We start from the raw sequence: 26,967 nt of genomic DNA, 5'->3' as shown, positions 1-26,967 counted from the left end.
GGCCCGTCGACAGGTATAACGTCAGCAAAGTTGAGTCTGTTCCGCTCAACTCTGAATTGGTGCCACCGCGGCCGCGGGCAGCCTCGGTCCCAGCCTGCCGAGCCCGAGCGCGGCAAGGCAAGCGCAACCCCCGACCAGCACCCAGGGTAACCAAGCCGCCACGGAAAACAACGACACGATCGCTGGAGCGAGCACCTGAGCCACAGTGAACGCGTATTGGAACGCGGCGAGGTAACGGCCCTTCGCTTCGGGCGGCGCTGCGGCCTCGGCGAGCGCACCGGAACGCGGCCCGAACACCAGGTCGCCAGCGGCGAACACGAGCGTGGCGGCCAGCAGGTACGGCACCTGCCAGCTTCGCGGAACCAGCAGCACGCCGACGCTCGTCAGGCACCACGCGGCGAACAGCGCGGACCCGGCGCGCATCGCGCTGATCCGGCTGAGGCCCCGGGTGAGCCGCAGCGCGACCGTGCCGCCGGCACTGGTCAGCACGGTCAGCAGGAACAGGATCGCGCCGGGCAGCCAGGTCGGCGCGTGCAATCGGTCGAGCACGAACACCGGGGTGCCGATGAGGAAGAAGTCGAGCGACAGCCCGAACAGCCCGCTCAGCAAGATCAGAGTCAGGTACGGGCGGTTGCGCCACACCCCGCTGCGCACGCGCGCCGCGGGCGCGAACCGGCGGCCGGGCGGGATGAACACCGCGACGAGGCCCGCCGCCGCGAGGAAAGTCAGCACGTCCACGAAGAGCGCGATGGGGTAACCGCTGTCGCCTAACCAGGTGAGCAGCGCCGACGACATCAGCCCGCCGAGCCCGAACCCGCCCGCGCGCACCATTCCGACCTCGGCGAACGGCCGGTCCTTCGGCACGTCCCCGGCGACCGCGGCGACGAGCGCGAACAGGCAGCTGAAGAACAATTGTTGCCCGGCACCAAGAAGGATGGCGGCCACCACAACTCCGCCGATGTCGTGCGCGAACAAATACGCGCTGATTCCGGCGGCCTGCAACAGTTGCGAGGCAAGAACTCCGGCTCTCGGCCCAGCGCGATCCACCAGCCGCCCGGCCAGCGGAGGCATGAGAAGCCCTGCCGTGGTGCCCAAAGTGACCGCGGTGCCCGCTTCGACGAGCGGGATTCCGATCACCCGCGTCACGTAAAGCAGTGCGAGCGGAAGGAAAAGTCCGGAACCGAAGTTGTCGATCCCCATTGCCAGCAACATCGCGACCCTGCTTCGCGTCACATATTCGACGCTACCTCCGGGAGAGGGGGACGAGGCAGGGCCGGGAGGGCGCATCGCTTGGCGGCAAATGCCACTCCCAGTAGAAAGCTCGTGAGTGTCTGCCGCGGTGAGAACCGCGGCAGACACTCACGAGCCCCTTTAGTCGACGCTGAGTGTTCCTTGGTGCCTAACGAACTCTCGTTCAACAGCCTCGCTCAGTTCGACGTCGTGCTGTGCCGCCGCACCGTCGCCGACCGTCATCGTCTCGGCGTGCGGCGTGTATCCGTGTGCGGACACAGTGAGCGTGTAGGCGCCCGGTTCGATTCCTGTGAAGCGGTACGCGCCGTCGCCGCCCGCGATGTGCGTTGCGGTGACAATGCCCAGGCGGTCCGTAAGAGTCAGGACCGCGCCTGCGACCGCGGCGTGGCGACCGGCCGCGCGTACGCGACCCGAGATGGTGCCCTGGCTGTCCAACAGCAAGTCGTGCCAACGCGCGTTGCCGTTAAGCCGCACGGTCGACACCGCGGGCCGCGTCGAACCAGCTGTCGCCAGAAGGACGTGCTCGCCCACAGTGTCCGCCGACAACTCATACTCGCCCGTACGTCCCGTACGGCCGACGTCGACCTGACGTCCGGTCATGTCGGTGAGCGTGAGCACGACACCGGACACTGGACGACCGCCCGCGTCGAGAACCCGGCCGCGCAGCACGGAGGTCATCTCGACCGGAGCTTCGACCACCGAGACGGCCTCGACCGAAACCGCCGCCGGAGCCGGTGCCGGCGCGTCCGCGTCGAGCGTCCGGCGCAGCGGCACCTCCTTGATGAACAGCACCGCGAGGAAGGTGACCACGGCGATGCAGCCCGCGACGAAGAACACCGTGCCGGTCGCGTCGCCGAAGGCCCCGCGCACCACCGGCTGCAGCGCCGGCGGGAGCGACGAGATGGCGAACGTGCCGCCACCGCCGGACACTGCGCCGCCCGAGTGAATACCCATCTGCGACAGGGAGTTCGCGATGTTCGTGGCCACCCGGGCGGCGAGCACCGCACCGAGCGCGGACACGCCCGCCGCGCCGCCGAGCGACCGGAAGAACGTGACGACCGAGGACGACGAACCGATGTCCTTCATCGCGACCGTGTTTTGGACTACCAAAACCAGGTTCTGCATCAGGAAGCCCAGTCCGAGGCCGACCAGCGCGAGGTAGACGCCCATCAGCGTCAGGTTCGTCGCGTGGTCCACTGTCGAGAGCAGGAACAGCCCGGCCAGCAGCGAAACCCCGCCCGCGACCATGAACGGCTTGGTGCGCCCGGTGCGGGAAATGACCTGCCCCGCGCCGGTGGAGGCGACGGCAAGCCCCAGCACCATCGGCAGCGTCATCAGGCCGGCGTGCGTCGGCGAGAAACCGCGCGCGATTTGGTAGTACTGGCCGAGGAACACCGAACCGCCGAACATCGCGGTGCCGACCGCCAGCGAGGCGAGCACGGACAGCGTGAAGGTGCGGTTGCGGAAGAGCCGCAGCGGAACCACCGGCTCCGCGACCCGGGATTCGACGAGAACCGCCAGCGCCAGCGCGACGATCGCACCGCCGACGTACGCGGCGCTCGACCACGAAACCCAGCCGAAGCTGCCGCCCGCCAGCGAAACCCAGATCAGCAGCAGCGCGACGCCGCCGACCAGCAGGGTCGCGCCCAGCCAGTCGATCCGCACCTTGCGCTTGAGCACCGGCAGCTTCAGCGTCCGGCCGAGCACGATGAACGCGACGACGGCCAGCGGCACGCACACCCAGAAGCACCAGCGCCAGCCGAGCGGCGAGTCCACGATCAGCCCGCCGATCAACGGGCCGGACACGGTCGCGACGGCGAACACCGCGCCGGTGTAACCGGTGTAGCGGCCGCGGTCGCGCGGCGCGATCATCGCCGCGATGACGACCTGGATCAGCGCCTGCAGCCCGCCGAGCCCGATGCCCTGCAGCGCGCGGTAGGCGATGAGTTCGGGCATCGACTGCGCGATGCCGCCCAGTGCCGATCCGACGGTGAAAACGACGATCGCGATTTGGTACAGCAGTTTCTTGCTGAACAGGTCGGAGAGTTTGCCCCAGATCGGGGTGGTCGCGGTCGACGTCAACAGCGTCGCGGTGACGACCCAGGTGTACTCGCTCTGCGAACCGTGCAGGTCGGCGAGGATCGTCGGCAGCGCGTTGGACACGATGGTCGACGACAGCAACGCCACGAGCAGGGCCAGCAAAAGGCCGGTGAAGGCCTTGAGGATTTCCCGGTGCGTCATCGGCTGCCCGGATGCGGTGGTTTCCACTTTTCGCTACTTCACTTTCCCGACTGCGGCGCGCCGGCGCAGTACCCGGACGGGCCGAGCGTCGCGCGCAGACCTTCGTTCAATTCGGCGAGCTGCGACGTGAGGCCGGAGATCCGGTCCTCGTCCCAGCCGCCCAGTGCCGTCTCGAAGAACTCGAGGTACTGCTTGCGCCAGAGTTCGAGCCGGGCGAGACCGGCCTCGGACACGCTGATCAGCGACGCGCGGCCGTCCTCGGGGGCGGGGCGGCGCTCGATCAGCCCGGCGGCCTGCAACTGGGCGATCTGCCTGCTGATCACCGACAGGTCGACGAGCCTGCGCTTCGCGACCTCGGACGGACGGGCCTCGCCGTGCTTGGCGAGGTCGGACAGCAGCATCGCCGAGGCCGGGTGCAGCCCTGGCTCGTTCTGCCACGCCTGCATGATCCACAGGTGCTGGAGCTGGGCGGACGCCTTCAGTTCCCGCAGCAGTTCGAGCCGCACGTCGTCAGCTGGGCTCATCGTTCCTCCCGGGCCTGTGCCCACTTGCTTGTATTCTACAAGTTTAGCTGCCGAAGGTTGCGTAGGACAACTATCTAATCGGTGAGCTGCCCCACGTCCTGACTGGCCGGTAACCCGACCGGAGCAACGATGCGGGCTTTCCGCCTCAGTGCGGCTACTCTGCGGACCAGACGCCCCGCGATGCCGACGCGGCGAGCACGTCGTGGACAACGAGGAGCAGGAGTGGCGAATTCCCCCGCGCGGCGGCGCGAGCCGAATCCGACAACCTCGGCCGCCCTGCTCTCGTGACCCTTCCCTCCCAACCCCCCGGCCTCCGGTCCCGACCCATGAACGACGACAGCCCGATGACAGCCGATTCGATCAGCCCGCTCCCGCGGACCTCAGCCGCGCCCCGGCAGGCGCCCGCCGCCGTCGTCGCGATGGTGCAGCTCATCCGCGACACCTGGGCCAAATCGGAGCCGTACGCGCCGGAGATCTCGCAGTTCTTCTACGGGATGCTGTTCACCCTCGCGCCCGCCACGCGCGATTTCTTCCCGATCAACATGGAAGTGCAGGGCGGGCGCATCATCCGCGCGCTGGCCCGCGTCGTGCAGATGGTGGACCGGCCGGACGACCTGCTGCCGTTCCTGCGCCAGCTCGGCCGCGACCACCGCAAGTTCGGCGTCGCCCCCAAGCATTACGAGGCCGTCGGGACCGCGCTGCTGGCCGCGTTGAAAAACCACCTCGGCCCGGACTGGACGCCGGAGGTCGAGCGCGCGTGGGCGGAGGCGTTCACCATCGTCGCGCGCGCGATGCAGGAGGCCGCGGCGGCGGACGAGAACCCGGCGTCATGGTCGGCGACCGTGGTCGAGCACCGGCGGCTCACCTGGGATCTCGCGCTGGTGCGGGTGATCCCGGACCAGCCGGTGCCGTATTCGCCCGGCCAGTACATGAGCGTCGAGGTGCCGCAGCGGCCGCGGTTGTGGCGGTATCTGTCGCCCGCGAACGCGCCGCGCGAGGACGGCGGCATCGAATTCCACGTGCGCGCGGTCGACGGCGGCTGGGTGTCACGGGCGATTGTGAGCCACACGCAGGCGGGCGACGTCTGGCGGCTCGGTCCACCGTTGGGCCGGATGACCGTCAACCGCGAACAGTCGCGCGGGGTGCTGATGGTCGCGGGCGGCACCGGCGTCGCGCCGCTGCGCGCGATCCTCGACCATCTCGCGCTGTGGGGCGAGAACCCGAAAACCCGGCTGTTCTACGGCGGCCCGACCCGCGAAGACCTCTACGACCTGGAAGAACTGCGCGCGCTCGCCGCGACCAACCCGTGGCTCACCATCACCCCGGTCGTCGAACGCGGCGACCATCTGCCCGGATGCGAACACGGCACGCTTGCCGAGGCGGTCACGCGGTACGGCGCGTGGCCGGACCACGACATCCTGGTGTCCGGTTCGCCGGCGATGATCCGCGCGACGGTGTCGCGGATGCTGGTCGCGGGCAGCGCGCTGGACCAGATCCAATACGACCCGTTCACGGCGGACTGAGGCGATGGACATCCGGATTCCGGTGGCGGACGGGGAAATCGACGGCTATCTGGCGGTGCCGTCCGGCGACGGCCCGTTCCCGGCGGTCGTGCTGATCCACGATATTTTCGGGCTCAACCAGGACGCGCGCGAGATCACCGACCGGTACGCCGCCGCGGGATATCTCGCGCTGAGCCCCGATCTGTACTCGCGCGGCGGCATGATCCGGTGCGTCAAGCGGACTTTCCAGGAGATGCTCGCCCGCGAGGGCCGGGCGTTCGCGGACATCGAGGCGGCGCGGGTGCTCGTCGCCGGACGGGACGACGCGACCGGCAAGGTCGGCGTCGTCGGGTTCTGCATGGGCGGCGGGTTCGCGTTGGTGGCTGCCTCGCGGGATTTCAACGCTTCCGCCCCGTACTACGGGGCACTGCCGAAGGATCTGTCCATTTTGGACGGAGCCTGTCCGATCGTCGGCAGCTTCGGCGGCAAGGACCTCTCGCTGCGCGGTGCCGCGGCCAAGCTCGACGCCGCGCTCACCGAACGCGGGATCCCGCACGACGTCAAGGAATATCCCGACGCCGGGCACGGTTTCGCGAACCACTACCGGCCCGCGCCGCTGGCCGCGGTCGCCCGGATCGCCGGGATGGGCTACCACGAGCCCTCGGATTCCGACGCCTGGCGACGCGTGATGGCGTTCTTCGGCGAGCACCTGAAGTAGTCAGCCGAGCGTGCTCACGTAGCCGAGCGCGCCGACCGCGACCGCGCCGAGGCAGGCGAGACCGAACGTGCGTCGGTCCGGGCGTTCGGCTTGTTTCAGCAACTGGACGCCGGAAGGCACCAGCGCCACGCACAGTCCGGCCGCGGCGACGATCGACCACGGTGTCGTTCCTTTGAGAACACCGAGCGGCATGAGCATCGCCGCGGCGAGTGCTGCTGCGCGCACCCGTCCGAGCACTCCGGCGCGATAGGCGGCGAAAGCCAGCAGCGGCCAGCCGAACATGATCGTGAACGACAAGAAGCTGAACAGGTGCAGGTCGCCGTAGGCGTCCGCGACGAACGCGGTCGCGTAGTCCGCTCCGCGATGCCGCGCGAGATCCGTTGCGGCCTGGTCGAATCCGGCATGGAAGACCCGCTCCGCCAGGCCGACCAGCACCAGAGCGCCGGACCACGCCGCCCAGCGCGGCTTCTGCATCGCGATCTGACGGACCACTGTGGACACTGCGAAGAGCAGAACCACCTGACCGGCCACGAAACAGGTTGCAGCCGCGGTCATCTGGGCCGGATGCTGCACCGAAGCGGCCAGCTGGTGCGGGAAGAAGAAGGGATACGGCAGGCGCAGCAGCACGCCGGCGAGCACGAGCACCGGGCCGAGGACGAGCGCCGCTCCGCCGAGGCGAGGGCCGGGAAAGGTCGACATGCCGCTCACCGTGCCCGGCCGGGCGCCCCGCGCACATCGGTCCGGGGCGGGCAGTTCCCCGCCGCGGAACCAGCCCAGGGGATGACCCACCACAGCACGATGTGCGCGCCCGCCGCACTGGCTAACGTGGGGTTGCCCATCCGACCGAAAGCAGGCCAACCCTGAAGCGGCACGTAACCTTTGCAGCCAAGTCATTCGGCCGTGGCGGCGGCCGGATCAGCAACGATCGGCACACTATGTCCCCTCTGCGAGTGAGCGACGTCGCGCTGGCGGCCGGCCTGCTCGTCGTGGACGTGGGGCTTGCCGGAAACCTGCTGATCGGCGAGGAGCCCTGGCGGCTGCCCGTATCCGCGGTGATCGCGACGCTCATCGCCGCCGCGGTCCTGCTGCGGCGGCGGGCTCCGGTTCCGCTGTTGATCGGCACCGTGGTCGTTTCCGCGGCTGCTGGGGCTTTCGGACTGCTGTGGGATCCGTTCGTCGGCGCGGCCGCCGTGCTGTACCTCGTGCGTCCGCCGCGGGCTTTGCCAGCCGCGGCCGGGGTTGCGGCGATGTCTGCGGCTACCGCGGTCGTGGGGCAGTGGTGGTACGCGTTCGGTGTCCCGCTGGCGTTGCTCACCTGGGGACTCGCCGAAGCGGTGCGGTCCCGGCGCGCGCAAACGGCGCGGCAGGAACGGCAACGCGAACACCGGATCCTGGTCGACGAACGCGTCCGGATCGCACGCGAACTGCACGACGTCGTCACCCACGGGATGGGCTTGATCGCGGTGAAGGCGGGGGTCGCCAACCACGTCGCGGACAGCCGCCCGGAAGAAGCGCGCGACGCGTTGCGGGTGATCGAGGAGACCAGCCGCGCGGCGCTCGGCGAGATGCGACGGTTGCTGCAGGTGCTGCGCGACGAGACCGACGAAACCCCGGCCGATCCGCTCGCCGCGTTGCCGCAGCTCGCCGAACGCGCGCGGCAAGCCGGGGTCGACGTCGAGTTGTCCGTCCTCGGTACCGCGCAGGTGCCGGAGCCGGTCGCGCTGGCCGCGTACCGGATCGTGCAGGAAGCGGTGACGAACGTTGTGAAGCATGCCGCGCCGGCCCGGTGCCGGGTGGTCGTGGCGGTCGCCGCGGAGGAGATCCGGATCCAGGTCACCGACGACGGCACGGCCCCGATCGGCGAGCTGCGGCTCGGGCACGGACTGACCGGCATGCGCGAACGCGTCGCCCTCTACGGCGGCGAACTGGTCGCCGGCCCCGGCCCGGACGGCGGGTTCCGCGTCGCCGCCACGCTGCGGTGCGCCGATGAGTGACCAAATCCGGGTCGTCGTCGCCGACGACCAAGCCTTGCTGCGCGGCAGTTTCCGGCTGCTGCTCGACAGCGAACCGGACTTCACCGTAATCGGCGAAGCCGCGACCGGGGCCGAGGCCGTCGAGCTGGCGGTGACGGAAGAGCCCGACGTGGTGCTGATGGACGTCCGGATGCCGGTGATGGATGGCATCGAAGCGACCCGGCTGATCGGCGAGCGCGCGCCGGACGTGCGGGTGCTGGTGTTGACCATGTTCGACCTGGACGAGCACGTCTTCGCCGCGCTGCGCGCCGGGGCGACCGGCTTCCTGCTCAAGGACACCCGGCCGGCCGACTTGTGCGCGGCGGTGCGCGTGGTGGCCGCCGGGGACGCGTTGCTCGGCCCGTCCATCACCCGGCGGCTGGTGGCGCAGTTCGCGCGGATCCCGGACGCCCCGCCGCGCGCGGACGTCGCTGCCTTGGCCCCGCGGGAACGCGAGGTGCTTACGCTGGTGGCGAGCGGACTGTCCAATGTGGAGATTACCGAGCGGATGCAGCTGTCGATGGCGACGGTGAAGACCTACGTCGGACGGCTGCTGGCGAAACTCGACGCCCGGGACCGCGCGCAACTGGTGATCGTGGCGTACGAATCCGGGTTGGTGCGCGCCCGGAACTAGCGCCACACCGCCTCGGCGCGGTCGCTGGCCTCCGGGGTGAAATAGTCGCCGGTCTCCAGGTCTTCCAGCAACGTCGCGTGGCTCGGCGTCCAGCCCAGCAACTCCTGGGTGTGCGCGCTGGAGGCGGGCACGTCGAGCGAGAAGAACCTTGCCAGGAACGGGTTGCCGAGGTGTTCGGCGGCTTCTTCGAGAGTCAAGGACGTCGTGGGGATGTCCAGCAACTGCGCGATCTTCTCCGCGACGCTCTTGATCTCGACAATTTCCCCGACCCCGTGCAACATGCTCCCGGCAGGCGCCTTCTCCAGTGCCAGCCGGAAAAGCACCGCCGCGTCCTCGCGATGGACAGCGGGCCAGCGGTTCGTGCCATCGCCGATGTATGCCGAAACGCCTGCTCGACGCGCGCCTGCGATGAGTGCCGGGATGAAGCCGTGGTCGCGCGGTCCGTGCACAGTCGGCGCGAGCCGCACCACACTGGCCCGGACGCCACGGTCGGCGAATCCGAGACACGTTTGCTCGCCGGGGATGCGGAAGTAGGCGACCGAATTCGGATCGGCCGGGTCGAGTTCGGTGCTGACCTGGTCGGCCTTCAGCACCAGGGTGCCCGACGTGCTGACGAACGGTTTGCCGGTGCCGACCAGGGCCTTGCCCAGCGCGTCGATCGCCTCGCAGTCGCGGCGGATGAGGTCGTCGGGATCGGCGTAGCTGCCGCCCTGGGCCATGTGCAGCACGCCGTCGGCGGCTTCGGCACCGCGGCGCAGGCTGTCGAGGTCGTCGAGCGACCCCCGGTGCGGTGTCGCGCCGAGCGATTCCAGCCGCGCGGCGGAGGCGTCCGAACGAGCCAGCCCGGTGACCGAGTGTCCGGCCCGGACCAGCTCGGCGACGACGGCGGGACCGGTCTGGCCCGAGCCGCCCGTGACGAAGACATGCATGAAAGGCTCCTTAGTGTCAGTCACTGACTCTACGCGTAGCGACAGTGACTGACGCAATGTGGCGTCAGTCACTGCCGCAAAAGCCGGGTAGGCTCGGGACGTGCCACGGAGCGGAGCAGAAGCGCGCAGCCGCCTCAAACAGGCGGCGCTGGAGCTGTACCGGGAAAACGGGTTCGACAAGACGACCACCGCGGAGATCGCCGCCCGGGCAGGCGTCACCGAGCGCACGTTCTTCCGGCACTTCCCGGACAAACGCGAGGTGCTCTTCGACGGCGAAGCCGACCTGCGCGAGGACCTCACCCAGTCGGTCGCCGATGCCCCAGACGGCCTTGCGCCGCTGGAAATCCTGCTGCGCGCCTTCACGAAGGCCGGGCGGATCATGGAGCGCAACCTGCCGTTCGCCGAGCCGCGCCGCGATTTGATCGCCGCGACGCCGACGCTGCGCGAACGCAACCTCGCCAAGGCGGCGACCATCGCCGAAGCACTCGCGGAAGCCTTGCGGCAGCGCGGAGTCGAGGACCGGCTGGCGCGGCTGGCGGCACATGCCGGATGGGCGACGTTCCATCACGCCACGCAGGCGTGGATCAGCGATCCCTCAAGGAGTCTCGACGACTATCTGGCGGAGGCGTTCGCTGACCTGCACACGCTCGCCGAAGTCCACTCAGGACAGTAAAACGGCCCTCCCGCACCAGGCGGGAGGGCCGTGAAGAAATGCTCAGCGGCGCTTGGGTTTCCACACCACCAGCGAGGTGGTTTGCCGCAGCGGCACCAAATCCTTGCGATAGGACGCGTGCACCGCGGCGGCGGCTTGTTCGGCGGCCGCGTACGCGGCGGCGAGTTCTTCGGTCAGCTCGTGCACCCGGGACTGCAGCGCGTCGACCTGGTTCTCCAGTTCGATGATGCGCTTGATCCCGGACAGGTTGACCCCGTCCTCCTGCGAGAGGCGCTGGACCTCGCGCAGCAGGGCGATGTCGCGCAGCGAGTAGCGCCGCCCGCCGCCGGCGGTGCGGCCCGGCGAGACCAGGCCGTGCCGGTCGTAGGAGCGCAGCGTCTGCGCGTGCAGCCCGGAAAGCTGGGCCGCCACCGAAATCACGAACACCGGGGTGTCCTCGTCCGCGCCGTGCGGGAGTCCCGGATTACCGCCGAACATCACCCTCACCTGCCTTCGAGCAACTCGGTGATCTCAGGCCGCGGGTCGTGGCCCTTCATCGCCTCGGCGTAGGCCTCGAGTGCCGACCGCGCCGCATCGTCGAGCTTCGCCGGGACCGCCGCCTCCAGGGTGACCAGCAGGTCGCCCTGCGCGCCGTCCCGCTTCTGAATGCCCTTTCCGCGCACTCGCAACACTCGTCCGCTCGCGGTACCCGCGGGCACCTTGAGCGACACCTTGCCTTCGAGCGTCGGCACCGTGACCGTGGTGCCCAGCGCGAGTTCGGTGAAGTCCACCGGCACGGTGAGCGTGAGGTTGAGGTCCTTGCGCCCGAACAGCTTGTGCGGGGCCACGTGCACGCGCACGTACAGGTCGCCCGCCTGCGCGCCGCCCCGGCCGGGTTCGCCCTGGCCCGCCAGCCGGATCCGCTGGTCGTCCTTCACGCCCGGCGGGATGCGCACGGTGAGCGTGCGGGTGCGGGTGCTGACGCCCTCGCCGCCGCACTCCGGGCACGGGTCGTCGATGATCTTGCCCCGGCCGCGGCAGTCCTGGCACGGCTCGGAGAACGCGAACGCGCCCTGGCTCCGGCTGACCAGCCCGGACCCGCTGCAGGTCGGGCAGACCCGCGGCGAGGTGCCCGGCTTCGCGCCGTTGCCGCCGCAGGTGGAACAGGTGGCCGGGCTCGACAGCCGCAACGGCAGCGTCGCGCCCTTGACCGACTCGAGGAAATCGATCCGCACGTCGGTCTCGACGTCCGCGCCGCGCTGCGGCCGGTTCGCCGTGGCACCCGCCGCGCCGCCCCGGCCGCGGCCGAAAATGCCGCCCAGGATGTCGCCGAGCCCGCCGAAACCGCCCTGCTGACCCTGTGCGCCCGCCTGATTGAACAGGTCGCTCATGTCGAACCCGCCGGCGCCGCCGCCACCGGGGAAGCCGCCGAATCCGCCCGCGCCGCCGGAGCCGAAGAGCGTGCGCGCCTCGTCATACTCCTTGCGCTTGGCCGGGTCGGACAGCACGCCGTACGCCTCGGACACGGCCTTGAACTTGTTCTCGGCCGCGGTGTTGCCCGCGTTGGCGTCCGGGTGGTTTTCCTTGGCCAGCTTGCGGTAGGCCTTCTTGATCTCGTCCGCGGTCGCGTCGGAGGAGACACCCAGCTCTTTGTAGAAGTCCTTGCCGATCCACTCCCGAGCACTCATCGGGTGTCTCCTCCTTTCGCTGCAAACCGATTGTTACTGCTGGCCGGACTCATCGACCGAACCGTCGAGCGGCAGTTCGCCGCCGACCGGCGGATCGACCGGCTGCCCCGCCGGGGCTTCGCCGGGCTCGTGGTCGGTCACGCCGACCAGAGCCGCGCGCAGCACCCGCTCGCCGAAGCGGTAGCCGCGACGCATCACCAGGGTGACCGTCGGGCCCTTCACGTCCGGGGACGTGGCGTGCTGCACGGCCTCGTGGATGCTCGGGTCGAACTCTTCGCCCTCGGCCCCGAACGCTTCCAGGCCGGACCGCTCCAGGCTGGAGACCAGCTTGTCGGCCACCGCCTTGAACGCGCCGGTGAGGTCGCCGTGCTGCTCCGCGCGCTGGAGGTCGTCCAGCAGCGGCAGCAGATCGCCGACCACGGACGCCTTCGCGCCCTGCACCACGGCCTCGCGGTCGCGGTCGACCCGCTTGCGGTAGTTCGCGTACTCCGCCTGCAACCGCTGCAGGTCGGCAGTGCGCTCGGACAGTTGCTTTTCGACGTCCGAGGCGGCCGGAACGGCTTCGTCCACGGAATCGCCCAGCGAGGGGCCCGCGTGCTGCACGGGCTCCTCACCGGCCGGAGTTTCCTCCGCGGCGGGCGGGCGGACCTCGCCGGTCTGCGGGTCCACCCGTCGCCGATCCCGCACGACTACCGGTTCCTCGGGGCCAGGACCCTCGGTCTCGGAGTGGCGGGGGGTCACTTCTTCTCGTCCTCTTCCACGATCTCGGCGTCGACCACGTCGTCCGCCTTCGACTTCGGAGCGTCGCCCGCGGCACCGGCCGCGCCCCCGGCACCCGGAGCGCCCTCGGCGCCGGCCGCGCCCGCGTTCGCGTACAGCGCGCTGCCCATCTCCTGCGAAGCGGTGTTCAGCTTCTCGATGGACTCGCGGATCTTGGCCGAGTCGGTGCCCTTGAGCGCCTCGTTCGCCTCGTCGATCGCGGTCTTGACCTTGCCCTTGAGGTCCTCGGGCAGCTTGTCGTCGTTGTCCTTGACGAACTTCTCGGTCTGGTAGACCAGCGTCTCCGCCTGGTTGCGGGTCTCCGCTTCCTCACGGCGCTTCTTGTCTTCCTCGGCGTGCGCCTCGGCGTCCTTGACCATGCGCTCGATGTCGTCCTTCGGCAGCGCGGAGCCGCCGGTGATCGTCATCGACTGCTCCTTGTTCGTGCCGAGGTCCTTCGCGGTCACGTGCACGATGCCGTTGGCGTCGATGTCGAAGGTGACCTCGATCTGCGGCACGCCGCGCGGGGCCGGCGGGAGACCGGTCAGCTCGAACATGCCGAGCTTCTTGTTCGCCGCGGCGATTTCGCGCTCGCCCTGGAACACCTGGATCTGCACCGACGGCTGGTTGTCGTCCGCCGTCGAGAAGATCTCGGACCGCTTGGTCGGGATCGTGGTGTTGCGCTCGATCAGCTTGGTGAAGACGCCGCCCTTGGTCTCGATGCCCAGCGACAGCGGGGTCACGTCGAGCAGCAGGACGTCCTTGACCTCGCCCTTGAGCACGCCCGCCTGCAGCGCGGCGCCCACGGCGACGACCTCGTCCGGGTTCACGCCCTTGTTCGGCTCGCGGCCGCCGGTCAGCTCCTTGACCAACTCGGACACCGCCGGCATGCGGGTGGAACCGCCGACGAGGACCACGTGGTCGATGTCGCCGACCGCGATGCCCGCGTCCCGGATGACGTTGTTGAACGGCTGCCGGGTGCGCTCCAGCAGGTCCGAGGTGATCTTCTGGAACTCGGCGCGCGACAGCGTCTCGTCGAGGAACAGCGGGTTCTTGTCCGCGTCCACCGTGATGTAGGGCAGGTTGATGCTGGCGGAGTTGGAGCTGGACAGCTCGATCTTCGCCTTCTCGGCCGCCTCGCGGATGCGCTGCAGCGCCATCTTGTCCTTGGTCAGGTCAATGCCGTTGGCGGCCTTGAACTTGTCGACCAGCCAGGTGACGATGCGCTCGTCCCAGTCGTCGCCGCCGAGGTGGTTGTCACCGGAGGTCGCGCGGACCTCGACGACGCCCTCGCCGATCTCCAGCAGGGACACGTCGAACGTGCCGCCGCCGAGGTCGAAGACCAGGATGGTCTGTTCCTTCTCGCCCTTGTCCAGGCCGTAGGCCAGCGCGGCCGCGGTCGGCTCGTTCACGATCCGGAGCACGTTCAGGCCCGCGATCTGGCCGGCCTCCTTGGTGGCCTGCCGCTGCGCGTCCTCGAAGTAGGCCGGGACGGTGATCACCGCGTCGGTGATCTCCTCGCCCAGGTACGCCTCCGCGTCGCGCTTGAGCTTCATCAGCACGCGCGCGCTGATCTCCTGCGGCGTGTAGGCCTTGCCGTCGATCTCGGTCTTCCAGTCGGTGCCGATGTGCCGCTTCACGGACCGGATCGTGCGGTCGACGTTCGTGACGGCCTGGTTCTTCGCCGGCTGGCCGGTGAGCACTTCGCCGTTCTTGGCGAAGGCGACGATGGACGGGGTGGTACGGGAGCCTTCCGAGTTGGCGATGACCGTCGGCTCGCCGCCCTCAAGGACGGCGACGACCGAGTTGGTCGTGCCGAGGTCGATGCCGACCGCTCGCGCCATGGTGCTTCCTCTCGTGTTCTGGACTGGGTTGCTGCTATGTTCGTGACCTGCGGTTTCGAGGCACTCTTGAGTACCTTCTTAGCAGGTTCTCGAGGTCTCGCGCACGGCCCGGTTTTCCAGACTTGAGCCGACCGCGCTCAACCTTGCTATCAGGATAACGGCGGACCCCCCGGTCTTGTTCCCGGGTTCACCCGCAGAATTCGCCCCGCGGCGGTGTGACGCCACTCACCAGGTACCTGACCTCGGCCCGCCGCACGCACTCGGAGTTGAGCAGCCCGGTGTGGCCGTCGCCGAGGTAGGTGAGCAGCGCCGATCCGTCGATGCTCGCGGCGAGCCCGCGGGCCCACGGCAACGGCGTCGCCGGGTCGTGCGCACCGCCCACGACGAGGATCGGCGGGGCTCCGCGCACCGGATGCGGCTGCGGCGGGTTTTGCGCGGGAAGCGGCCAGCCGGTGCAGCCCGCGGAGAGGTCCCAGTACTCGCTGTAGCGCCAGCTGTGCGGGGCGACCGCGCGGATCACCCCGGCTGTCGCGCGCAGGTCCGCCCATCCGGTGAACGGCGACGGGAAGTCCTGGCAGCCGATCGAGCGGTACGCGCCGTAGGTCTCGCTCGCGAACGACGCGTGCTGGGCGAGCGTGCTCGCGTCCGAGTCCGCCAGAGCGCGGCTCAGCTCGGGCCACTCGGCGGGGAGATAGAGGTAGCCGTACGCACCGGAAGCCAGTTCCTCGCCGGTTGCCTTGCGGCCCAACGCTTTCGCGTACGCACCGTGGGTGACGAGGTCGTCGTAGCGGGCGAGCGCGTTCTTTCCGTGCAGCGCGCAGTCCGTCGAACGGTCGCACCACCCGGCGAACCGCCGCAAGGCGTCCTCGGTGGCGGCGGCCTCCTCGACCATCGCCTGCCGCATCGGCCGGGCATGGTCGATCGCGCCGTCGAGCACCATCGTGCGCACCCGGTCCGGATGCTTCGACGCGTAGACCGCGCCCAGTTCGGTGCCGTACGAGACGCCGAGCCAGGAGATCTTCTCCTCGCCGAGTGCGCCGCGGATCGCGTCGATGTCCTCGGCGGCGCTTTGGGTGTCGACGTGCCCGAGCATCGGGCCGGTCTTGGCGAGACAGTCCTCGCCGGCCGCGCGGTTGTGCGCGACGAAGGCGTCGTACTGCTGCTTGGTGGCCGGGAAGAGACCGATCTTCGGGTCGTGCAGCTTCGCCGGGTCACAGCTGATCTTCGGGTCGCTGAACCACACGCCGCGCGGGTCGAAGCCGATGATGTCGAAGCGGTCCCGCAGCGGTTTCCGCGCCGAGCCGATGACCTTGGGGTCGAGTCCGCCGAAGCGCACGAAGCCGACCCCGGACCCGCCCGGCCCGCCAGGGTTGACCAGCAGCGATCCGATCCGGTGCTGCTGGTCCGCCGCGGGCAGTCGGGTGAGTGGGATGTGCGCCGTGCCGGTTTCCGGATGGGCGCGGTCGATGGGCACTTCGACCTGACTGCATTGCGCGGTCGGCTCCTGCTCAGTCCCGCACGGTGTCCAGGTCAACGCCGGAGTCGGTGCGCTGACCAGCGGAAGCAGGGTCAGCACGGCGGCGGCCAGGTTCATGCCCGGCGCACCCGCGCCGTCCCGTCGTCGGCCGCGGTGCGGAGCACGACTGTCTCCGCGTTCCGGACGACCCCTTGCTGCACCGGGATTTCCACCACCGCGACCGGCGTCGTGGCCTGCGGTTCAGGCGAGTGGCCGACCGCCGCGGTGATCGCGAACGCCCCCACCGCGCCCGCCAGCACCGCGGCGAGCAGCCGCGTTTCGAGTTTGCGCATGATGTGTCTGTTCTCCCCTTCAGACGGCCTTGACGGTGACGCTGCCGCTGTCCGTGTTCAGTTCGAGCGTCTTCGCGTCCGGACCTGAGTTCTGTGGAATGTCGATGCTGCGGTGGCCGCTCTCGCTGTTGCCGGTGACCTGGTAGGACCCGGAGCGCGGCACGGACACCTCGACGCGGCCGGAGTCGGCCTGCGCCTTGACGTTGTTGGGCTGGGTCAGCGTGAGCTCGATCCGCCCGCTGCCCGCCGAGACGTCGACCGGCCCGTGCAGGCCGTCGCCCTCGATCCGGCCGGACTGGCTGTGCACCCGCACCTCGCCGACGTTGTGCAGTTCCGTCGAACCGCTGTCCAGCTGGAGCTTGACCAGCCCCGGAACGTCCTGCATCCGCGCCTGCCCGGAATCGGCGGTGACGTCGACGCTGCCGACGCCCGCGAAGTCCAGCGTGCCGGAGTCGGAGTTGCCCGTGACCGGAATGCCGGGCGGGACGATCAGCTCCATGTCGGCGGTGCAGTTGCGGCCGCAGTCGACGATGACGAGCTGGTCGCCCTCGACGCGGTAAGCGTCGCCGGGCGCGCCGCTGAAGTGGTAGCGGAGGGTCTGGTGCACGCGAGCCGCGCCGGGAGCCGTGCGGATGCGCACGTCGCCGGAGCCGTTCTCCAGCTTCACCCCGCGGATCTCCTGCGTCAGCGTCGCGTCCCGCGAAACCGTGGAACCGAACCCCCACCCGCCGAATCCGATCGCCACCCCAACGCCGATCACCGCGATGCCGGCCACTGCCAGAAGCGGGCGTGCCATGTCAGTTCCCCTCAGTACCACTCTCGGCTGTCTGGAGAGACGTTAGAAGGTGCGGGGCCCCGGGGACATCCGGTAAACCCCCCGAAACATCCCTGAGGCGGCGACCGGAGGGCCAGGGTCCTAACCTGGCGGCCGGAGAGCCCCGTTGATCAGGAGGAACCCATGCCCCAGCCGCCCAATCCGTACGACTACCTGCCGTCGGTTCCCTCGTTCACGCTGCGCAGCACGGACATCGCCGACGGCGAGACCCTGGCCCAGCCGCACCTGTCGGGCATCTTCGGCGCCGGCGGCGAGGACCGCTCGCCGCAACTGGCGTGGGAAGGCTTCCCGGAGGGCACCCGCAGCTTCGCGGTGACGGTGTACGACCCGGACGCCCCGACTGCCAGCGGGTTCTGGCACTGGGCCGTGTTCAACATCCCGGCTTCGGTGACTTCGCTGGAGGCCGGGGCCGGCGACTCCGCGGGGTCGGGACTGCCCTCTTCGGCGGTCACGCTTAAGGGTGACGGCGGGGTTCGGCAGTACCTGGGCGCCGCGCCGCCTCCCGGACACGGGCCGCACCGGTACTTCTTCGTGGTGCACGCGCTGGACGTGGAGACGTTGGAGGTGCCGGAGGACGCTACGCCCGCGTTCCTGGGGTTCAACATGTTCGGGCACACACTGGGGCGGGCCACGTTGGTGCCGGTTTACGAGAACAAGGGCTGAGGTGTCCGGGGTCGCGGTTGCGGCTGAGCAACCGCGACCCGACGTGGTTGGCGCGGTCGTCCTGAACGCCGAGGGACGCGCGTTCGTCCAGCTCCGCAGCGCGGACCGCGAGCTCTACCCGAACACGTGGGACGTCGTGGGCGGGAAGGTCGAGAACGGCGAGACGCCGAGGGAAGCGCTGGCGCGCGAGGTCGCCGAGGAAACCGGATGGCGGCTGCGCCGAATCGTCCGAGACCTCGGCATCTTCCGCTGGCCGGACAACGACGGCGTCGAGCGAACCGGTGCCTACTTCGTGATCGAGGTGGACGGGGACCTGGCCCGGCCGGTCCTGGAATGGGAGAAGCACCCGCGCTACACCTGGGCCGGGGTCGAGGACCTGGACATGCTGTGCGAGAACTGCGCGCCGGACGACACCTTGATCAGGGACGTCGTCGCCCGCGCACTGTCCTCAGTGGACTGATCAGTGGACCCCCTCGCGTTCGAGGTACCGCCCGTCCGCGTGCTCCGCGAACCCGAACTTCCGGTACAGCTCGTGCGCGTCCGACGTGTGCAGCATCCAACGGAAGTTCGCCCCCGGCCCGTGGTCGATCATCTCCCGCACGATCTCCTTGCCCAGCCCCGCGCCGCGCGCGTCCGCCACGATGAACACATCGGACAGGTAAGCCATCGCGACCCCGTCCGAGAACGCCCGCGCGAAGCCCACCTGCCGCCCGCTCGCTGACTCGTACGCCCCGACCACTCGCCAAGCGGTCCGTACCTGCTGCTCCACGTGTTCCCGGGTCCGCCAGCGAGACCAGTACGCCTCGGCGGACAGGAACTCCCACACGACGTCGAGGTCCACTCGCGCGACGTCGTCGTCCAGTTCGTAAGCACCCACAGTCCTCATGGCCGCAACATAATCAGCGGCGTCAAGCGGGTTTGAGCAGGTAATCCACCACCGGACGCAGCTCCTCCGCGGACGGCGGCTCGTCGTCGATCAGCCCCTGGATCAGCAGCCCGTCGATACCCGCGAGAAACACCCGGAACGCGACCTCGTCGTCATGCCGGACCATCGACGTCAACACATCCAGCCACCGCCGCGCCGCCGGGCGCAGCTCGGGTTTGCGCGCGGCCAGCAGATACAGCTCGTACTCCGCCATCGTGCGCCCACGCCGCGGCCCCAGCGCCTCCGCGAGCAGGCCAGCCACCTCTTCGGCACCGCGGCTGCCGCGCGACCGGGCGCGGTCGATCATCCAGTACACCTCGGTCGCCATGTCGCGCGCGCACGAGATGAGCGTCGCTACGAGCAGGTCGTCCAGCGAGGAGAAGTGATAGGTCGTGGACGTCGTCGGCACGCCCGCTTCAGCGGCGACCGTGCGGTGCGTGACCCCGGCGACGCCGTCGCGTTCGATCACTCGCAGGGTCGCCTCGATGATCTCCGTCCGGCGCTTCTCGCCGCGCGCCTTGCGGCCGTCCGTCTGGATTTTCACGACTGGCTCCCGACCTCGATGAGCACCACCCCGCCGACCACGAGCACCAGCCCGGAGATCATCGCGAGGTTGATCGGCTCCTTCAAGAACAGCACGCCGACCAGCGCGACCAGCGCCACGCCCGCCGCAGCCCAGATCGCGTAGGCCACCCCGATGGGCAGCCCGAGCTTCAGCACCCGCGACAGCGCGAAGAACGCCAGCCCGTACCCGACGACCACCAGGATCGACGGCGTCAGCTTGGAAAAGCCCTCGGAGAGTTTGAGCGAAATCGTGGCGGTCACTTCTGCGGCGATGGCCAAAGCGAGGTACAAGTAAGCACCCATAGCTCAACAAAGTACCTGAACGATCGTCCCACTTGCTAGCGAGGCGTGCACCACATCGGTGGGACTTGGGACCGTCGGACCGGTTACCCATCAGTAAGAAGCGTTACCCTGCTCGGCACCGGCGCGCTCGCGCGGCGGCACCACCACAACGGACGAAAGGCACCCGACGATGGGCGCTGTACAGCTGACGCTCGGGGGGATTTCCGTCCTCCTGGGCATCGTCGCCTGGGGAATGTTCATCGCGACCATTGCCCGCTTCGTGCGGGTGATCAAGCTCGGCCAGCCGGACGCCACCCGCAACGGCCCGTTCATGGCGCGCTTGATGACCCTCATCAAAGAGTTCGCGGCGCACACCCGCATGGCGAAGTTCCGCCAGGTCGCCCCGTGGCACTGGCTGGTCATGTGGGGCTTCCTGATCGGGTCGCTCGCGCTCTTCGAGGCCTACGGCGAGGTGTTCGTCCCGACCTGGGGCTGGCCGATCCTCGAGGACTGGTCGCTGTGGAGCCTCCTGATGGAGCTGCTCGGCGTCGGCACGGTCGTCGGCGGCGTCGCGCTCGCGATCATCCGGCAGCTGAACCACCCGCGCCGGGCCGACCGGCTGTCGCGCTTCGCCGGCTCGAACTTCAAGTGGGCCTACTTCGTCGAGGCCGTGGTGATCGTCGAGGGCATCGGCATCATCGGCGTGCGCGCGGGCAAGGCCGCGATGCACGTCCACGAGACGCCGACCTGGGCCGCTTTCGTCTCGAACCCGCTCAGCGAACTGCTGCCCTCGAGCGCGGCGCTGGTGTCGGTGTTCGCCTTCATCAAGCTGATGAGCGCCACGGTCTGGCTGATCGTCGTGGCCCGCACGATGACCATGGGCATCGCCTGGCACCGGTTCAGCGCGTTCTTCAACATCTACTTCAAGCGCGAGGCGGACGGCGGCGTCGCACTCGGCAAGGTCAAGCCGATGATGAGCAAGGGCAAGGTGCTCGACCTCGAAGAGGCGGACCCGGACGAGGACACCTTCGGCGTCGGCGCGATCGAGGACTTCAGCTGGAAGGGCTGGCTGGACTTCTCCACCTGCACCGAATGCGGCCGTTGCCAGTCGCAGTGCCCGGCGTGGAACACCGGCAAGCCGTTGTCGCCGAAGCTGCTCATCACGCAGCTTCGCGACCACGCCTACGCGAAGGCGCCGTACCTGCTCGCGGGCGGCAAGCGCGACATGGCGGGCGACGAGGTCGGCCTGTCCGGCGACAACATGTACGCGGGCATCGACGTCCTCGCGATCGCTGAGTCGCAGAAGGCGCTCGTCGGCGACGACGGCGGCGTCATCGACCCGGACGTCCTGTGGTCCTGCACCTCCTGCGGTGCTTGCGTCGAGCAGTGCCCGGTCGACATCGAGCACGTCGACCACATCGTGGACATGCGCCGCTACCAGGTGATGATCGAGTCGTCGTTCCCCACGGAGCTGAACGGCATGTTCAAGAACCTGGAGAACAAGGGCAACCCGTGGGGCCAGAACGCCAAGGACCGGCTGCAGTGGACGGAAGACCTCGACTTCGAGGTCCCGGTCTTCGACGGCGACCTCGGCGACGCGGAGTACCTGTTCTGGGTCGGCTGCGCCGGCGCGTTCGAGGACCGCGCGAAGAAGACCACGCGGGCCGTCGCGGAACTGCTGCACATCGCGGGCGTCAAGTACACCGTGCTCGGCTCGGAGGAGTCCTGCACCGGTGACCCGGCTCGCCGCGCGGGCAACGAGTTCCTGTTCCAGATGCTGGCGCAGCAGAACGTCGAGGTGCTGAACTCGGTGTTCGAGGGCCGGGAACGCAAGGCGCGCAAGGTGGTCGTCACCTGTGCGCACTGCTTCAACACCCTCGCCAACGAGTACCCGGAGCTGGGCGGCCAGTTCGACGTCGTGCACCACACGCAGTTGCTGAACCGCCTGGTGCGGGAGAAGCACCTGACGCCGGTCGCGCCGGTCGCCGAGGACGTCACCTACCACGACCCCTGCTACCTGGGCCGGCACAACAAGGTCTACGACGCTCCCCGCGAGCTCGTCGGCGCGTCCGGTGCGCAGCTGCGCGAAATGCCGCGGCACGGCGACCGCTCGATGTGCTGCGGCGCGGGCGGCGCGCGGATGTGGATGGAAGAGAAGATCGGCAAGCGGATCAACGTCGAGCGCGTGGACGAGGCGCTCGGCACCGCTCCGTCGAAGATCGCCACCGGCTGCCCGTTCTGCCGCGTGATGCTCACCGACGGCGTCACCTCGCGCCAGAGCGACGGCATGGCGAGCGAAAAGGTCGAGGTCGTGGACGTCGCGCAGCTGCTGCTCACCGCGGTGAAGCGCAAGCCGGAGCCGGCGCTGGTCGCCTCGGGCGCGCCGTCGCTGGACGAATCGGACGCGGAGCTGTCCGCCAAGCCGGACGTCCCGACCGACGAGAAGCCGACCGGAACACCGTTGCCCGAGGGCGACGACTGAGGTTCTCGCTGACAAACGGCCCCTGGCATCCGCGGATGTCAGGGGCCGTTTCGTTGCCGGGACGTACTGCTGGGTCGGGTTGCTGCCCGCCGTCCGCGGGTTTCGCCGCGACGGTCGAACAGTCGGTACTGGTCGTGGGCACGCTCGCCCTCGTCGTGGCTGCTTGCAGCAGGCGGCCTACCCCGCAGTGCCGTTAGTCTTTCCGGCGTGAGCGACGAACCGGAGGGCGGCGGCGAAAGCACTCTCACCGTGGTGCTGGCCGGTGGGGTGAACCTGGCGATCGCGGTGCTGAAGCTCGTCGCGGGCATCATCACCGGATCGGGCGCGATGCTGTCCGAGGCCGCGCATTCGGTCGCCGACACCATCACCGAGGTGCTGCTGCTCACCGCGTTGAAACGGTCCGAGCGACCGGCCGATCGCCGCCATCCGTTCGGGTACGGCAAGGAGCGGTACTTCTGGTCGCTCCTGGCCGCGGTGTCGATCTTCGCTTCCGGTGCGGTTTTCGCGCTGTACGAAGGATTCACCACCGTTTTCGGAGAAGGCGCGGAGCAGACGAAACCGATCGTCGGCTACATCGTGCTGGCGCTCGCTTTCGCGCTCGAATCGGTGTCATGGGCACAGGCGGTCCGCCAGGTCCGGCGCGACGCGAAAGCCGAGCAGCGACCGTTCTTCGCCTACCTGCGGATGATCGACGACCCGGCGCCCAAGACGGTGCTCTTCGAGGACTCGGCGGCGCTGGTCGGTCTGCTGCTCGCGTTCGCCGGGATCGGACTGCACCAGCTGACCGGCTCGGACGTGTGGGACGGCATCGCGTCGATCCTCATCGGCGTGCTGCTCGCGTGCGTCGCGTACCTGCTCGGCAGCACGAACCGCGGTCTGCTGGTCGGCAGGCAGGCGGATCCGCGCCTGGTCCGCGGCATCCGGGATCATCTCGGGGCCGCACCGGAAATCGACGCGCTGGTGGATCTGCAGACCATGCTGATGGGCACCGACCACGTCCTGGTGTGCGCCCGCGTGGACTTCGACGACGCTCTCGGTGCCGCCGACCTGGAACGCGCGTGCGTGCGGATGGCCGACGAACTGAGCGAGCGGTTCCCGGACGTCGCGGAGGTGTTCATCGAACCCGTGCCGCGGACTGATCCGAAGCTGCGCGCGACGGTGCTGGCCCGGTACGGCGTGCCGCCGCGACCGAATCAGTAGCCGAAGTCCTGCGTCCAGTACCAGCCGTCGGTCGTGACGCCGACGCCCAGCTTCTTCAGCGAGCAGTTGAGGATGTTCTTGCGGTGTCCGCTGGAGTTCATCCACATCCGCATCACCTGGTCCGCGCTGGTCGCACCCTTCGCGATGTTCTCCGCCCCCGGTTTGGGATATCCCGCGGCGGTGATGCGGTCGGCGAAGCTCTCGCCTTCCGGGGTGTCGTGGGAGAAGTAGTCACGCTGGGACATGTCGTCGCTGTGTCCCTGCGCCGCCTGGTCGAGATGGGGTTCCTCGGCCACCGGATCGCAGCCCGCCTTGTCCCGCTCGTCGTTGACCAGTGCGATGACCTGGCCCGCCAGCGTCGGCGCGCTGCGCGGCTTGGGTGCCGGCTTCGCGCTGCTGCTCGTCGGAGTGTCCTCTTTGGACTCCTCGGCCGGCGGCGGCGGGGGCGGCGCGGGAGTGGCCGAGGTCGATGGCGGTGCCGTAGTCGCGGGCGCGCTGCTGCTCGGTGTCGCCGACGTGGAAGACGCTGGCGACACCGCGAACGGTCTCAGGGCGCCCGAGGACAACCCGCCGTCGCGAGTTTCCGGGACAGCGACGCTCAGTGTGTCGAGGTGCCCGGAGCGCAGCGCGAACGTCCCGCCAGCTGCTCCGAGCCCCCCAAAGAGAACACTGAGAGTCACACTTACGACCCGGACGCGCACACTAATGGAGGACACAGCCGCGGAAACTATCACGAACTGATTACGATGGTTACCTCCAAATGGCGCAGCGGCCGGAGACCCACTACCCAGCGTCGAGAACCTCGACGTACCCGTCCGTCCCGTTGACGCGGATCCGTTGTCCGTCCTTGATCAGCTTCGTGGCGTTCTGCACCCCGACGACCGCGGGCAGGCCGTACTCCCGCGCGATCACCGCGCCGTGCGTCATCTGGCCGCCGACCTCGGTCACCAGGCCGGTGATCGCCACGAACAGCGGGGACCAGCTCGGATCCGTGTACGCCGTGACGAGGATGTCGCCCGGTTCGAGATCGGCGTCGCCGAGATCCAGGATGACGCGGGCACGTCCCTCGATCGTCCCGGCGGACACCGGCAGCCCGCCCAACGCGCCTTCGGGCAGGTCGTCGCGGCGGTAGCTGCCGGAAACGGCCTCGCCGTCCGAGGTGAGCACGCGGGGCGGCGTCATCGATTCGTAGGACCGGAACGCTTCCTTGCGCTGCTGGATCAGCTCGCCGTCGACCTCGCTCGTCCGCACGACCTCCTGGAATTCCTGCAGGCGCAAGAAAAAGAGGTCCTCCGGCTCGTCGAGCACGCCGGCCCGCACCAGCCGCTCGGCCTCGCCCAGCAGAGCTTCCTTGTACACGAAATAGCGGCTGATCATGCCGTACTTCGGGTACTCGCGGTACCCGGTGAACGTGCGGACGCGCTCGATCATCCGCTCGGTTTCCTCGGCCTTCGCCGCGCCGTCCGGCAAGGCGCGCAACCGTTCCAGGACCTCCTGCGCCTTGTCCAGCGCTTCCTGACGGCCCTGTTCGAAGCGGCGCTGCCCGGCCCCCGGCTCGAAGTTTTTGATGTTGGACAACAACATCGGCACCAGCGCGACCGGCTGTTCGCTCCACCGCGGCCGGGTAATGTCGATCTCGCCGACGCAGCGCATCCCGTACTTGTCGAGGTACCCCTGGATCGCGGCGCGCGATTCCTCCCCGCCGGCCAGCCTCGGCAGTTCGTCCAGGAACCCGTTGTCCTCGACGTCCTGCAGGAACGCGACGACCTCGGGATGGGCGCGGAGCACGTCGGCGACGTCAAGGAGCGCCAGCCCCATCTCCGCGGTGACGTTGTGCGGGACGGATTGGGTGAGCGTGTCGGCGACATTCTTTTCGCCAAGCCACTCTTGAAGGTGGTCATTCAGCCACCAGGTCGCCTGCATCGCCGCGGTGAACACCTGGTGGCTGCGCCGGTCGAAGAGAATCCGGCGCATTTCCTCGACGTCCTCGAAAATGAAGTCGAGCAGTTCACTGCCGGACTTCGCGGCGATTTCTCGCTGCAGCTTGGCGATGGAGGCCTCGCTGTGCTGGATCAGCTCGGTGACGACGGCCGGATCGGTTTCGATGGTGGCCGGTGCGGCGCCGGGGATCTGCTCGCCGGGTCCGTCGTCGTCGGACAGCGGGAGGAAGCCCTCGCGGGAAAGGACGGTCTCCAGCGCGTCCGCCATCAGCGGATCGGATTTCCCCACCACCGCGAGGAAACTGGCGCGGCTCTTGGGCACCGACAGCAGTGCGGTGGCGTCCGCGAACAGCCGCCCGCCCGCCTCGGCCATCGGACGCGGGGTCGTCAGCTGCCAGACCGACAGGCCCAGCGGCTTCATCGCGTCGGTCATCATCTGCTGGTGGCCGACGGAGAGGTAGACGTGGTTTCCCTCGTCGGCGGCCGCCGGGAGCGGGAACAGCGTGGTGATCGGGCGGCTCTGCACGATCTGGAACTCGTCGTCGGCCAGGCACCATTCGATGTCCTGCGGGCGGCCGAAATGCGCCTCGATCGTGCGGCCGAGTGCCACCAGCCGCAGGACCTGGTCGTCAGTCAGCGCGGCCTGTTCCTGCTGGTCCGCGTCGATCACCTGCTCTTCAGTGCCGCCGCCCTCGACGGCCAGGATGGCGCGTTGCTTGGCGGAGATCGCCTTGTCGACGATCGCGCCGTCGCGCACCTGGTAGTTGTCGGCGTTGACCAGGCCGGAAACCAGCGCCTCGCCGAGGCCGAAGCTGGCCTCCACGACGGCGGTCTTCCGATTGGACGTGACCGGGTCGGCGGTGAAGAGCACCCCAGCCGCCTGCGGGAACACCATCTGCTGCACGACCACGGCCATGTGGACTTTCCGGTGGTCAAAGCCGTTGCGCAGCCGGTAGGTCACCGCGCGTTCGGTGAACAGCGACGCCCAGCACCGGCTGATGTGCCGCAGGACCGCCTCCGCGCCAAGGACATTGAGGTAGGTGTCCTGCTGACCGGCGAAGGACGCGCCCGGAAGGTCCTCCGCGGTCGCGCTCGACCGGACCGCGTAGGCGCGTCCGTCCACCAGCGCGTCGGTGATCTCCTTCGCCAGATCGTCCGGGATCGCGATCGCTTCCAGCGCCTGCCGGACCTCGGCGCTGCCCTCGCTGATCGCGTCCCGGTCGTCCGGGTTCAGGTTCGCCAACCGGTCCAGCGGCGCGGCCAGTTCCGGCGCGTTCTCGACGATCCGCTCGAACGCTTCGGTCGTCACGCAAAAACCGGGCGGCACCCGGACCCCGTCGATCCGCGCGAGTTCGCCCAGATGCGCGCCCTTGCCCCCGACGATCGCGACCTGCTCCCGGTCGATCTGCCCGAGACCGAGCACGTAGCTGCCCATTCGTTCGTTTCCCCCGTCTGTGGTCGTTCCCGGCTTTCGCTCGCCGCCGAGCGGAAGCCGGATCGGCTGGAGATTCTG

General features: G+C 69.2%; 26 protein-coding genes. 9 read left to right on the top strand and 17 right to left on the bottom strand.

Annotated features, from left to right (window positions below):
* Positions 1-45: 45 nt before the first annotated feature.
* The 3 genes from DMP23_RS35120 to DMP23_RS35110 all read right to left on the bottom strand — a co-directional run bounded on the left by DMP23_RS35120 (position 46) and on the right by DMP23_RS35110 (position 4,016).
* Entirely contained in the window at positions 46-1,233 is a 1,188-nt protein-coding gene (locus tag DMP23_RS35120) for an MFS transporter (RefSeq protein WP_337823616.1), read from the bottom strand.
* Positions 1,234-1,371: 138 nt separating this feature from the next.
* Positions 1,372-3,492, bottom strand: a complete 2,121-nt coding sequence (locus DMP23_RS35115) for an MFS transporter (RefSeq protein ID WP_337824476.1) — start codon at positions 3,490-3,492, stop codon at positions 1,372-1,374.
* Positions 3,493-3,530: 38 nt separating this feature from the next.
* Positions 3,531-4,016, bottom strand: a complete 486-nt coding sequence (locus DMP23_RS35110; RefSeq protein WP_037808892.1) for a MarR family winged helix-turn-helix transcriptional regulator — start codon at positions 4,014-4,016, stop codon at positions 3,531-3,533.
* 344 nt (positions 4,017-4,360) lie between these two features.
* Here DMP23_RS35110 and DMP23_RS35105 point away from each other — a divergent pair, with 344 nt between their 5' ends.
* Complete coding sequence (locus DMP23_RS35105; RefSeq protein ID WP_199817392.1) at positions 4,361-5,539, top strand: globin domain-containing protein; 1,179 nt, start codon at positions 4,361-4,363, stop codon at positions 5,537-5,539.
* 4 nt (positions 5,540-5,543) lie between these two features.
* Positions 5,544-6,236: a dienelactone hydrolase family protein gene (locus DMP23_RS35100; protein ID WP_336156871.1), complete on the top strand. Its 693-nt coding sequence runs from the start codon at positions 5,544-5,546 to the stop codon at positions 6,234-6,236.
* On the opposite strand, the gene DMP23_RS35095 is transcribed toward DMP23_RS35100, so the two are convergent.
* A complete protein-coding gene (locus DMP23_RS35095; RefSeq protein WP_336156872.1) occupies positions 6,237-6,935 on the bottom strand; it encodes a hypothetical protein in 699 nt (232 codons plus the stop codon).
* 251 nt (positions 6,936-7,186) lie between these two features.
* Here DMP23_RS35095 and DMP23_RS35090 point away from each other — a divergent pair, with 251 nt between their 5' ends.
* Positions 7,187-8,230, top strand: coding sequence for a sensor histidine kinase (locus DMP23_RS35090; protein WP_337823615.1), 1,044 nt, complete (start codon positions 7,187-7,189; stop codon positions 8,228-8,230).
* Positions 8,223-8,882, top strand: coding sequence for a response regulator (locus DMP23_RS35085; protein ID WP_037808895.1), 660 nt, complete (start codon positions 8,223-8,225; stop codon positions 8,880-8,882). Before DMP23_RS35090 ends, DMP23_RS35085 begins: the two co-directional genes overlap by 8 nt.
* Here DMP23_RS35085 and DMP23_RS35080 read toward each other — a convergent pair.
* A complete protein-coding gene (locus DMP23_RS35080; protein WP_337823614.1) occupies positions 8,879-9,811 on the bottom strand; it encodes an SDR family oxidoreductase in 933 nt (310 codons plus the stop codon). The genes DMP23_RS35085 and DMP23_RS35080 overlap by 4 nt on opposite strands.
* Positions 9,812-9,911: 100 nt before the next feature.
* On the opposite strand from DMP23_RS35080, the gene DMP23_RS35075 reads away from it, so the two are divergent.
* Positions 9,912-10,484 (top strand): TetR family transcriptional regulator, encoded by a 573-nt coding sequence (locus DMP23_RS35075; protein ID WP_134664311.1) that lies wholly within the window; start codon positions 9,912-9,914, stop codon positions 10,482-10,484.
* A gap of 42 nt (positions 10,485-10,526) precedes the next feature.
* Here DMP23_RS35075 and DMP23_RS35070 read toward each other — a convergent pair whose 3' ends face one another.
* The 7 genes from DMP23_RS35070 to DMP23_RS35040 all read right to left on the bottom strand — a co-directional run bounded on the left by DMP23_RS35070 (position 10,527) and on the right by DMP23_RS35040 (position 17,359).
* Complete coding sequence (locus tag DMP23_RS35070; protein WP_037808901.1) at positions 10,527-10,961, bottom strand: heat shock protein transcriptional repressor HspR; 435 nt, start codon at positions 10,959-10,961, stop codon at positions 10,527-10,529.
* Between the two features lie 5 nt (positions 10,962-10,966).
* The gene (gene dnaJ, locus DMP23_RS35065; RefSeq protein ID WP_037808903.1) at positions 10,967-12,151 is read right to left on the bottom strand and encodes a molecular chaperone DnaJ; all 1,185 of its coding nucleotides are present in this window, start codon (positions 12,149-12,151) and stop codon (positions 10,967-10,969) included.
* 33 nt (positions 12,152-12,184) lie between these two features.
* On the bottom strand, positions 12,185-12,892 hold the full coding sequence (gene grpE, locus DMP23_RS35060) for a nucleotide exchange factor GrpE (protein WP_043831583.1): 708 nt from the start codon (positions 12,890-12,892) through the stop codon (positions 12,185-12,187).
* Complete coding sequence (gene dnaK, locus DMP23_RS35055) at positions 12,889-14,754, bottom strand: molecular chaperone DnaK (RefSeq protein ID WP_337823613.1); 1,866 nt, start codon at positions 14,752-14,754, stop codon at positions 12,889-12,891. Before dnaK ends, grpE begins: the two co-directional genes overlap by 4 nt.
* A gap of 187 nt (positions 14,755-14,941) precedes the next feature.
* Positions 14,942-16,348, bottom strand: a complete 1,407-nt coding sequence (locus DMP23_RS35050) for an alpha/beta hydrolase (RefSeq protein WP_337823612.1) — start codon at positions 16,346-16,348, stop codon at positions 14,942-14,944.
* The gene (locus DMP23_RS35045; protein ID WP_037808913.1) at positions 16,345-16,563 is read right to left on the bottom strand and encodes a hypothetical protein; all 219 of its coding nucleotides are present in this window, start codon (positions 16,561-16,563) and stop codon (positions 16,345-16,347) included. The genes DMP23_RS35050 and DMP23_RS35045 overlap by 4 nt, the downstream gene beginning before the upstream one ends.
* Before the next feature lie 19 nt (positions 16,564-16,582).
* Positions 16,583-17,359, bottom strand: coding sequence for a DUF4097 family beta strand repeat-containing protein (locus tag DMP23_RS35040; protein ID WP_337823611.1), 777 nt, complete (start codon positions 17,357-17,359; stop codon positions 16,583-16,585).
* Positions 17,360-17,521: 162 nt separating this feature from the next.
* On the opposite strand from DMP23_RS35040, the gene DMP23_RS35035 reads away from it, so the two are divergent.
* Positions 17,522-18,061, top strand: a complete 540-nt coding sequence (locus DMP23_RS35035) for a YbhB/YbcL family Raf kinase inhibitor-like protein (RefSeq protein WP_037808916.1) — start codon at positions 17,522-17,524, stop codon at positions 18,059-18,061.
* A gap of 1 nt (position 18,062) precedes the next feature.
* The gene (locus DMP23_RS35030) at positions 18,063-18,521 is read left to right on the top strand and encodes an NUDIX hydrolase (RefSeq protein WP_337823610.1); all 459 of its coding nucleotides are present in this window, start codon (positions 18,063-18,065) and stop codon (positions 18,519-18,521) included.
* Here the strand turns inward: DMP23_RS35030 and DMP23_RS35025 are convergent, their stop codons facing one another.
* From DMP23_RS35025 to DMP23_RS35015, 3 genes are read right to left on the bottom strand one after another with little or no spacing between them, the layout of a single operon-like run.
* Positions 18,522-18,947 carry a GNAT family N-acetyltransferase gene (locus DMP23_RS35025; protein ID WP_337823609.1) on the bottom strand — a complete coding sequence of 142 codons (426 nt, stop codon included), beginning with the start codon at positions 18,945-18,947 and terminating at the stop codon, positions 18,522-18,524.
* Positions 18,948-18,969: 22 nt separating this feature from the next.
* Positions 18,970-19,530 (bottom strand): TetR/AcrR family transcriptional regulator, encoded by a 561-nt coding sequence (locus DMP23_RS35020; RefSeq protein WP_009085017.1) that lies wholly within the window; start codon positions 19,528-19,530, stop codon positions 18,970-18,972.
* Positions 19,527-19,853, bottom strand: a complete 327-nt coding sequence (locus DMP23_RS35015; protein ID WP_337823608.1) for a DMT family transporter — start codon at positions 19,851-19,853, stop codon at positions 19,527-19,529. The genes DMP23_RS35020 and DMP23_RS35015 overlap by 4 nt, the downstream gene beginning before the upstream one ends.
* A 169-nt stretch (positions 19,854-20,022) precedes the next feature.
* Here DMP23_RS35015 and DMP23_RS35010 point away from each other — a divergent pair, with 169 nt between their 5' ends.
* Both DMP23_RS35010 and DMP23_RS35005 read left to right on the top strand, forming a co-directional pair.
* Positions 20,023-22,314, top strand: coding sequence for a (Fe-S)-binding protein (locus DMP23_RS35010; protein ID WP_037808921.1), 2,292 nt, complete (start codon positions 20,023-20,025; stop codon positions 22,312-22,314).
* Between the two features lie 207 nt (positions 22,315-22,521).
* On the top strand, positions 22,522-23,514 hold the full coding sequence (locus DMP23_RS35005; RefSeq protein WP_037808923.1) for a cation diffusion facilitator family transporter: 993 nt from the start codon (positions 22,522-22,524) through the stop codon (positions 23,512-23,514).
* Here DMP23_RS35005 and DMP23_RS35000 read toward each other — a convergent pair.
* Complete coding sequence (locus DMP23_RS35000; protein ID WP_337823607.1) at positions 23,508-24,050, bottom strand: CAP domain-containing protein; 543 nt, start codon at positions 24,048-24,050, stop codon at positions 23,508-23,510. The two genes, DMP23_RS35005 and DMP23_RS35000, sit on opposite strands and share 7 nt — an antisense overlap.
* Positions 24,051-24,297: 247 nt before the next feature.
* Positions 24,298-26,889, bottom strand: coding sequence for a rifamycin-inactivating phosphotransferase (gene rph, locus DMP23_RS34995; RefSeq protein ID WP_337823606.1), 2,592 nt, complete (start codon positions 26,887-26,889; stop codon positions 24,298-24,300).
* Positions 26,890-26,967: the final 78 nt, after the last annotated feature.

The organism is Amycolatopsis sp. A1MSW2902 (assembly GCF_017312175.1).
Classification (GTDB): Bacteria; Actinomycetota; Actinomycetes; order Mycobacteriales; family Pseudonocardiaceae; genus Amycolatopsis; species Amycolatopsis nivea.
The sequence above is the reverse complement of the archived record's forward strand: the minus strand, read 5'-3'. Positions and strand labels throughout refer to the sequence as shown.

Excerpts from the sequence above, each read along its gene's own strand:
- DMP23_RS35115 (WP_337824476.1), bottom strand. The coding sequence starts at position 3,492 with ATGACGCACCGGGAAATCCTCAAGGCCTTCACCGGCCTTTTGCTGGCC.
- DMP23_RS35110 (WP_037808892.1), bottom strand. The coding sequence starts at position 4,016 with ATGAGCCCAGCTGACGACGTGCGGCTCGAACTGCTGCGGGAACTGAAG.
- DMP23_RS35105 (WP_199817392.1), top strand. The coding sequence starts at position 4,361 with ATGACAGCCGATTCGATCAGCCCGCTCCCGCGGACCTCAGCCGCGCCC.
- DMP23_RS35100 (WP_336156871.1), top strand. The coding sequence starts at position 5,544 with ATGGACATCCGGATTCCGGTGGCGGACGGGGAAATCGACGGCTATCTG.
- DMP23_RS35095 (WP_336156872.1), bottom strand. The coding sequence starts at position 6,935 with ATGTCGACCTTTCCCGGCCCTCGCCTCGGCGGAGCGGCGCTCGTCCTC.
- DMP23_RS35085 (WP_037808895.1), top strand. The coding sequence starts at position 8,223 with ATGAGTGACCAAATCCGGGTCGTCGTCGCCGACGACCAAGCCTTGCTG.
- DMP23_RS35080 (WP_337823614.1), bottom strand. The coding sequence starts at position 9,811 with ATGCATGTCTTCGTCACGGGCGGCTCGGGCCAGACCGGTCCCGCCGTC.
- DMP23_RS35070 (WP_037808901.1), bottom strand. The coding sequence starts at position 10,961 with ATGTTCGGCGGTAATCCGGGACTCCCGCACGGCGCGGACGAGGACACC.
- dnaJ (WP_037808903.1), bottom strand. The coding sequence starts at position 12,151 with ATGAGTGCTCGGGAGTGGATCGGCAAGGACTTCTACAAAGAGCTGGGT.
- dnaK (WP_337823613.1), bottom strand. The coding sequence starts at position 14,754 with ATGGCGCGAGCGGTCGGCATCGACCTCGGCACGACCAACTCGGTCGTC.
- DMP23_RS35050 (WP_337823612.1), bottom strand. The coding sequence starts at position 16,348 with ATGAACCTGGCCGCCGCCGTGCTGACCCTGCTTCCGCTGGTCAGCGCA.
- DMP23_RS35045 (WP_037808913.1), bottom strand. The coding sequence starts at position 16,563 with ATGCGCAAACTCGAAACGCGGCTGCTCGCCGCGGTGCTGGCGGGCGCG.
- DMP23_RS35040 (WP_337823611.1), bottom strand. The coding sequence starts at position 17,359 with ATGGCACGCCCGCTTCTGGCAGTGGCCGGCATCGCGGTGATCGGCGTT.
- DMP23_RS35035 (WP_037808916.1), top strand. The coding sequence starts at position 17,522 with ATGCCCCAGCCGCCCAATCCGTACGACTACCTGCCGTCGGTTCCCTCG.
- DMP23_RS35025 (WP_337823609.1), bottom strand. The coding sequence starts at position 18,947 with ATGAGGACTGTGGGTGCTTACGAACTGGACGACGACGTCGCGCGAGTG.
- DMP23_RS35015 (WP_337823608.1), bottom strand. The coding sequence starts at position 19,853 with ATGGGTGCTTACTTGTACCTCGCTTTGGCCATCGCCGCAGAAGTGACC.
- DMP23_RS35010 (WP_037808921.1), top strand. The coding sequence starts at position 20,023 with ATGGGCGCTGTACAGCTGACGCTCGGGGGGATTTCCGTCCTCCTGGGC.
- rph (WP_337823606.1), bottom strand. The coding sequence starts at position 26,889 with ATGGGCAGCTACGTGCTCGGTCTCGGGCAGATCGACCGGGAGCAGGTC.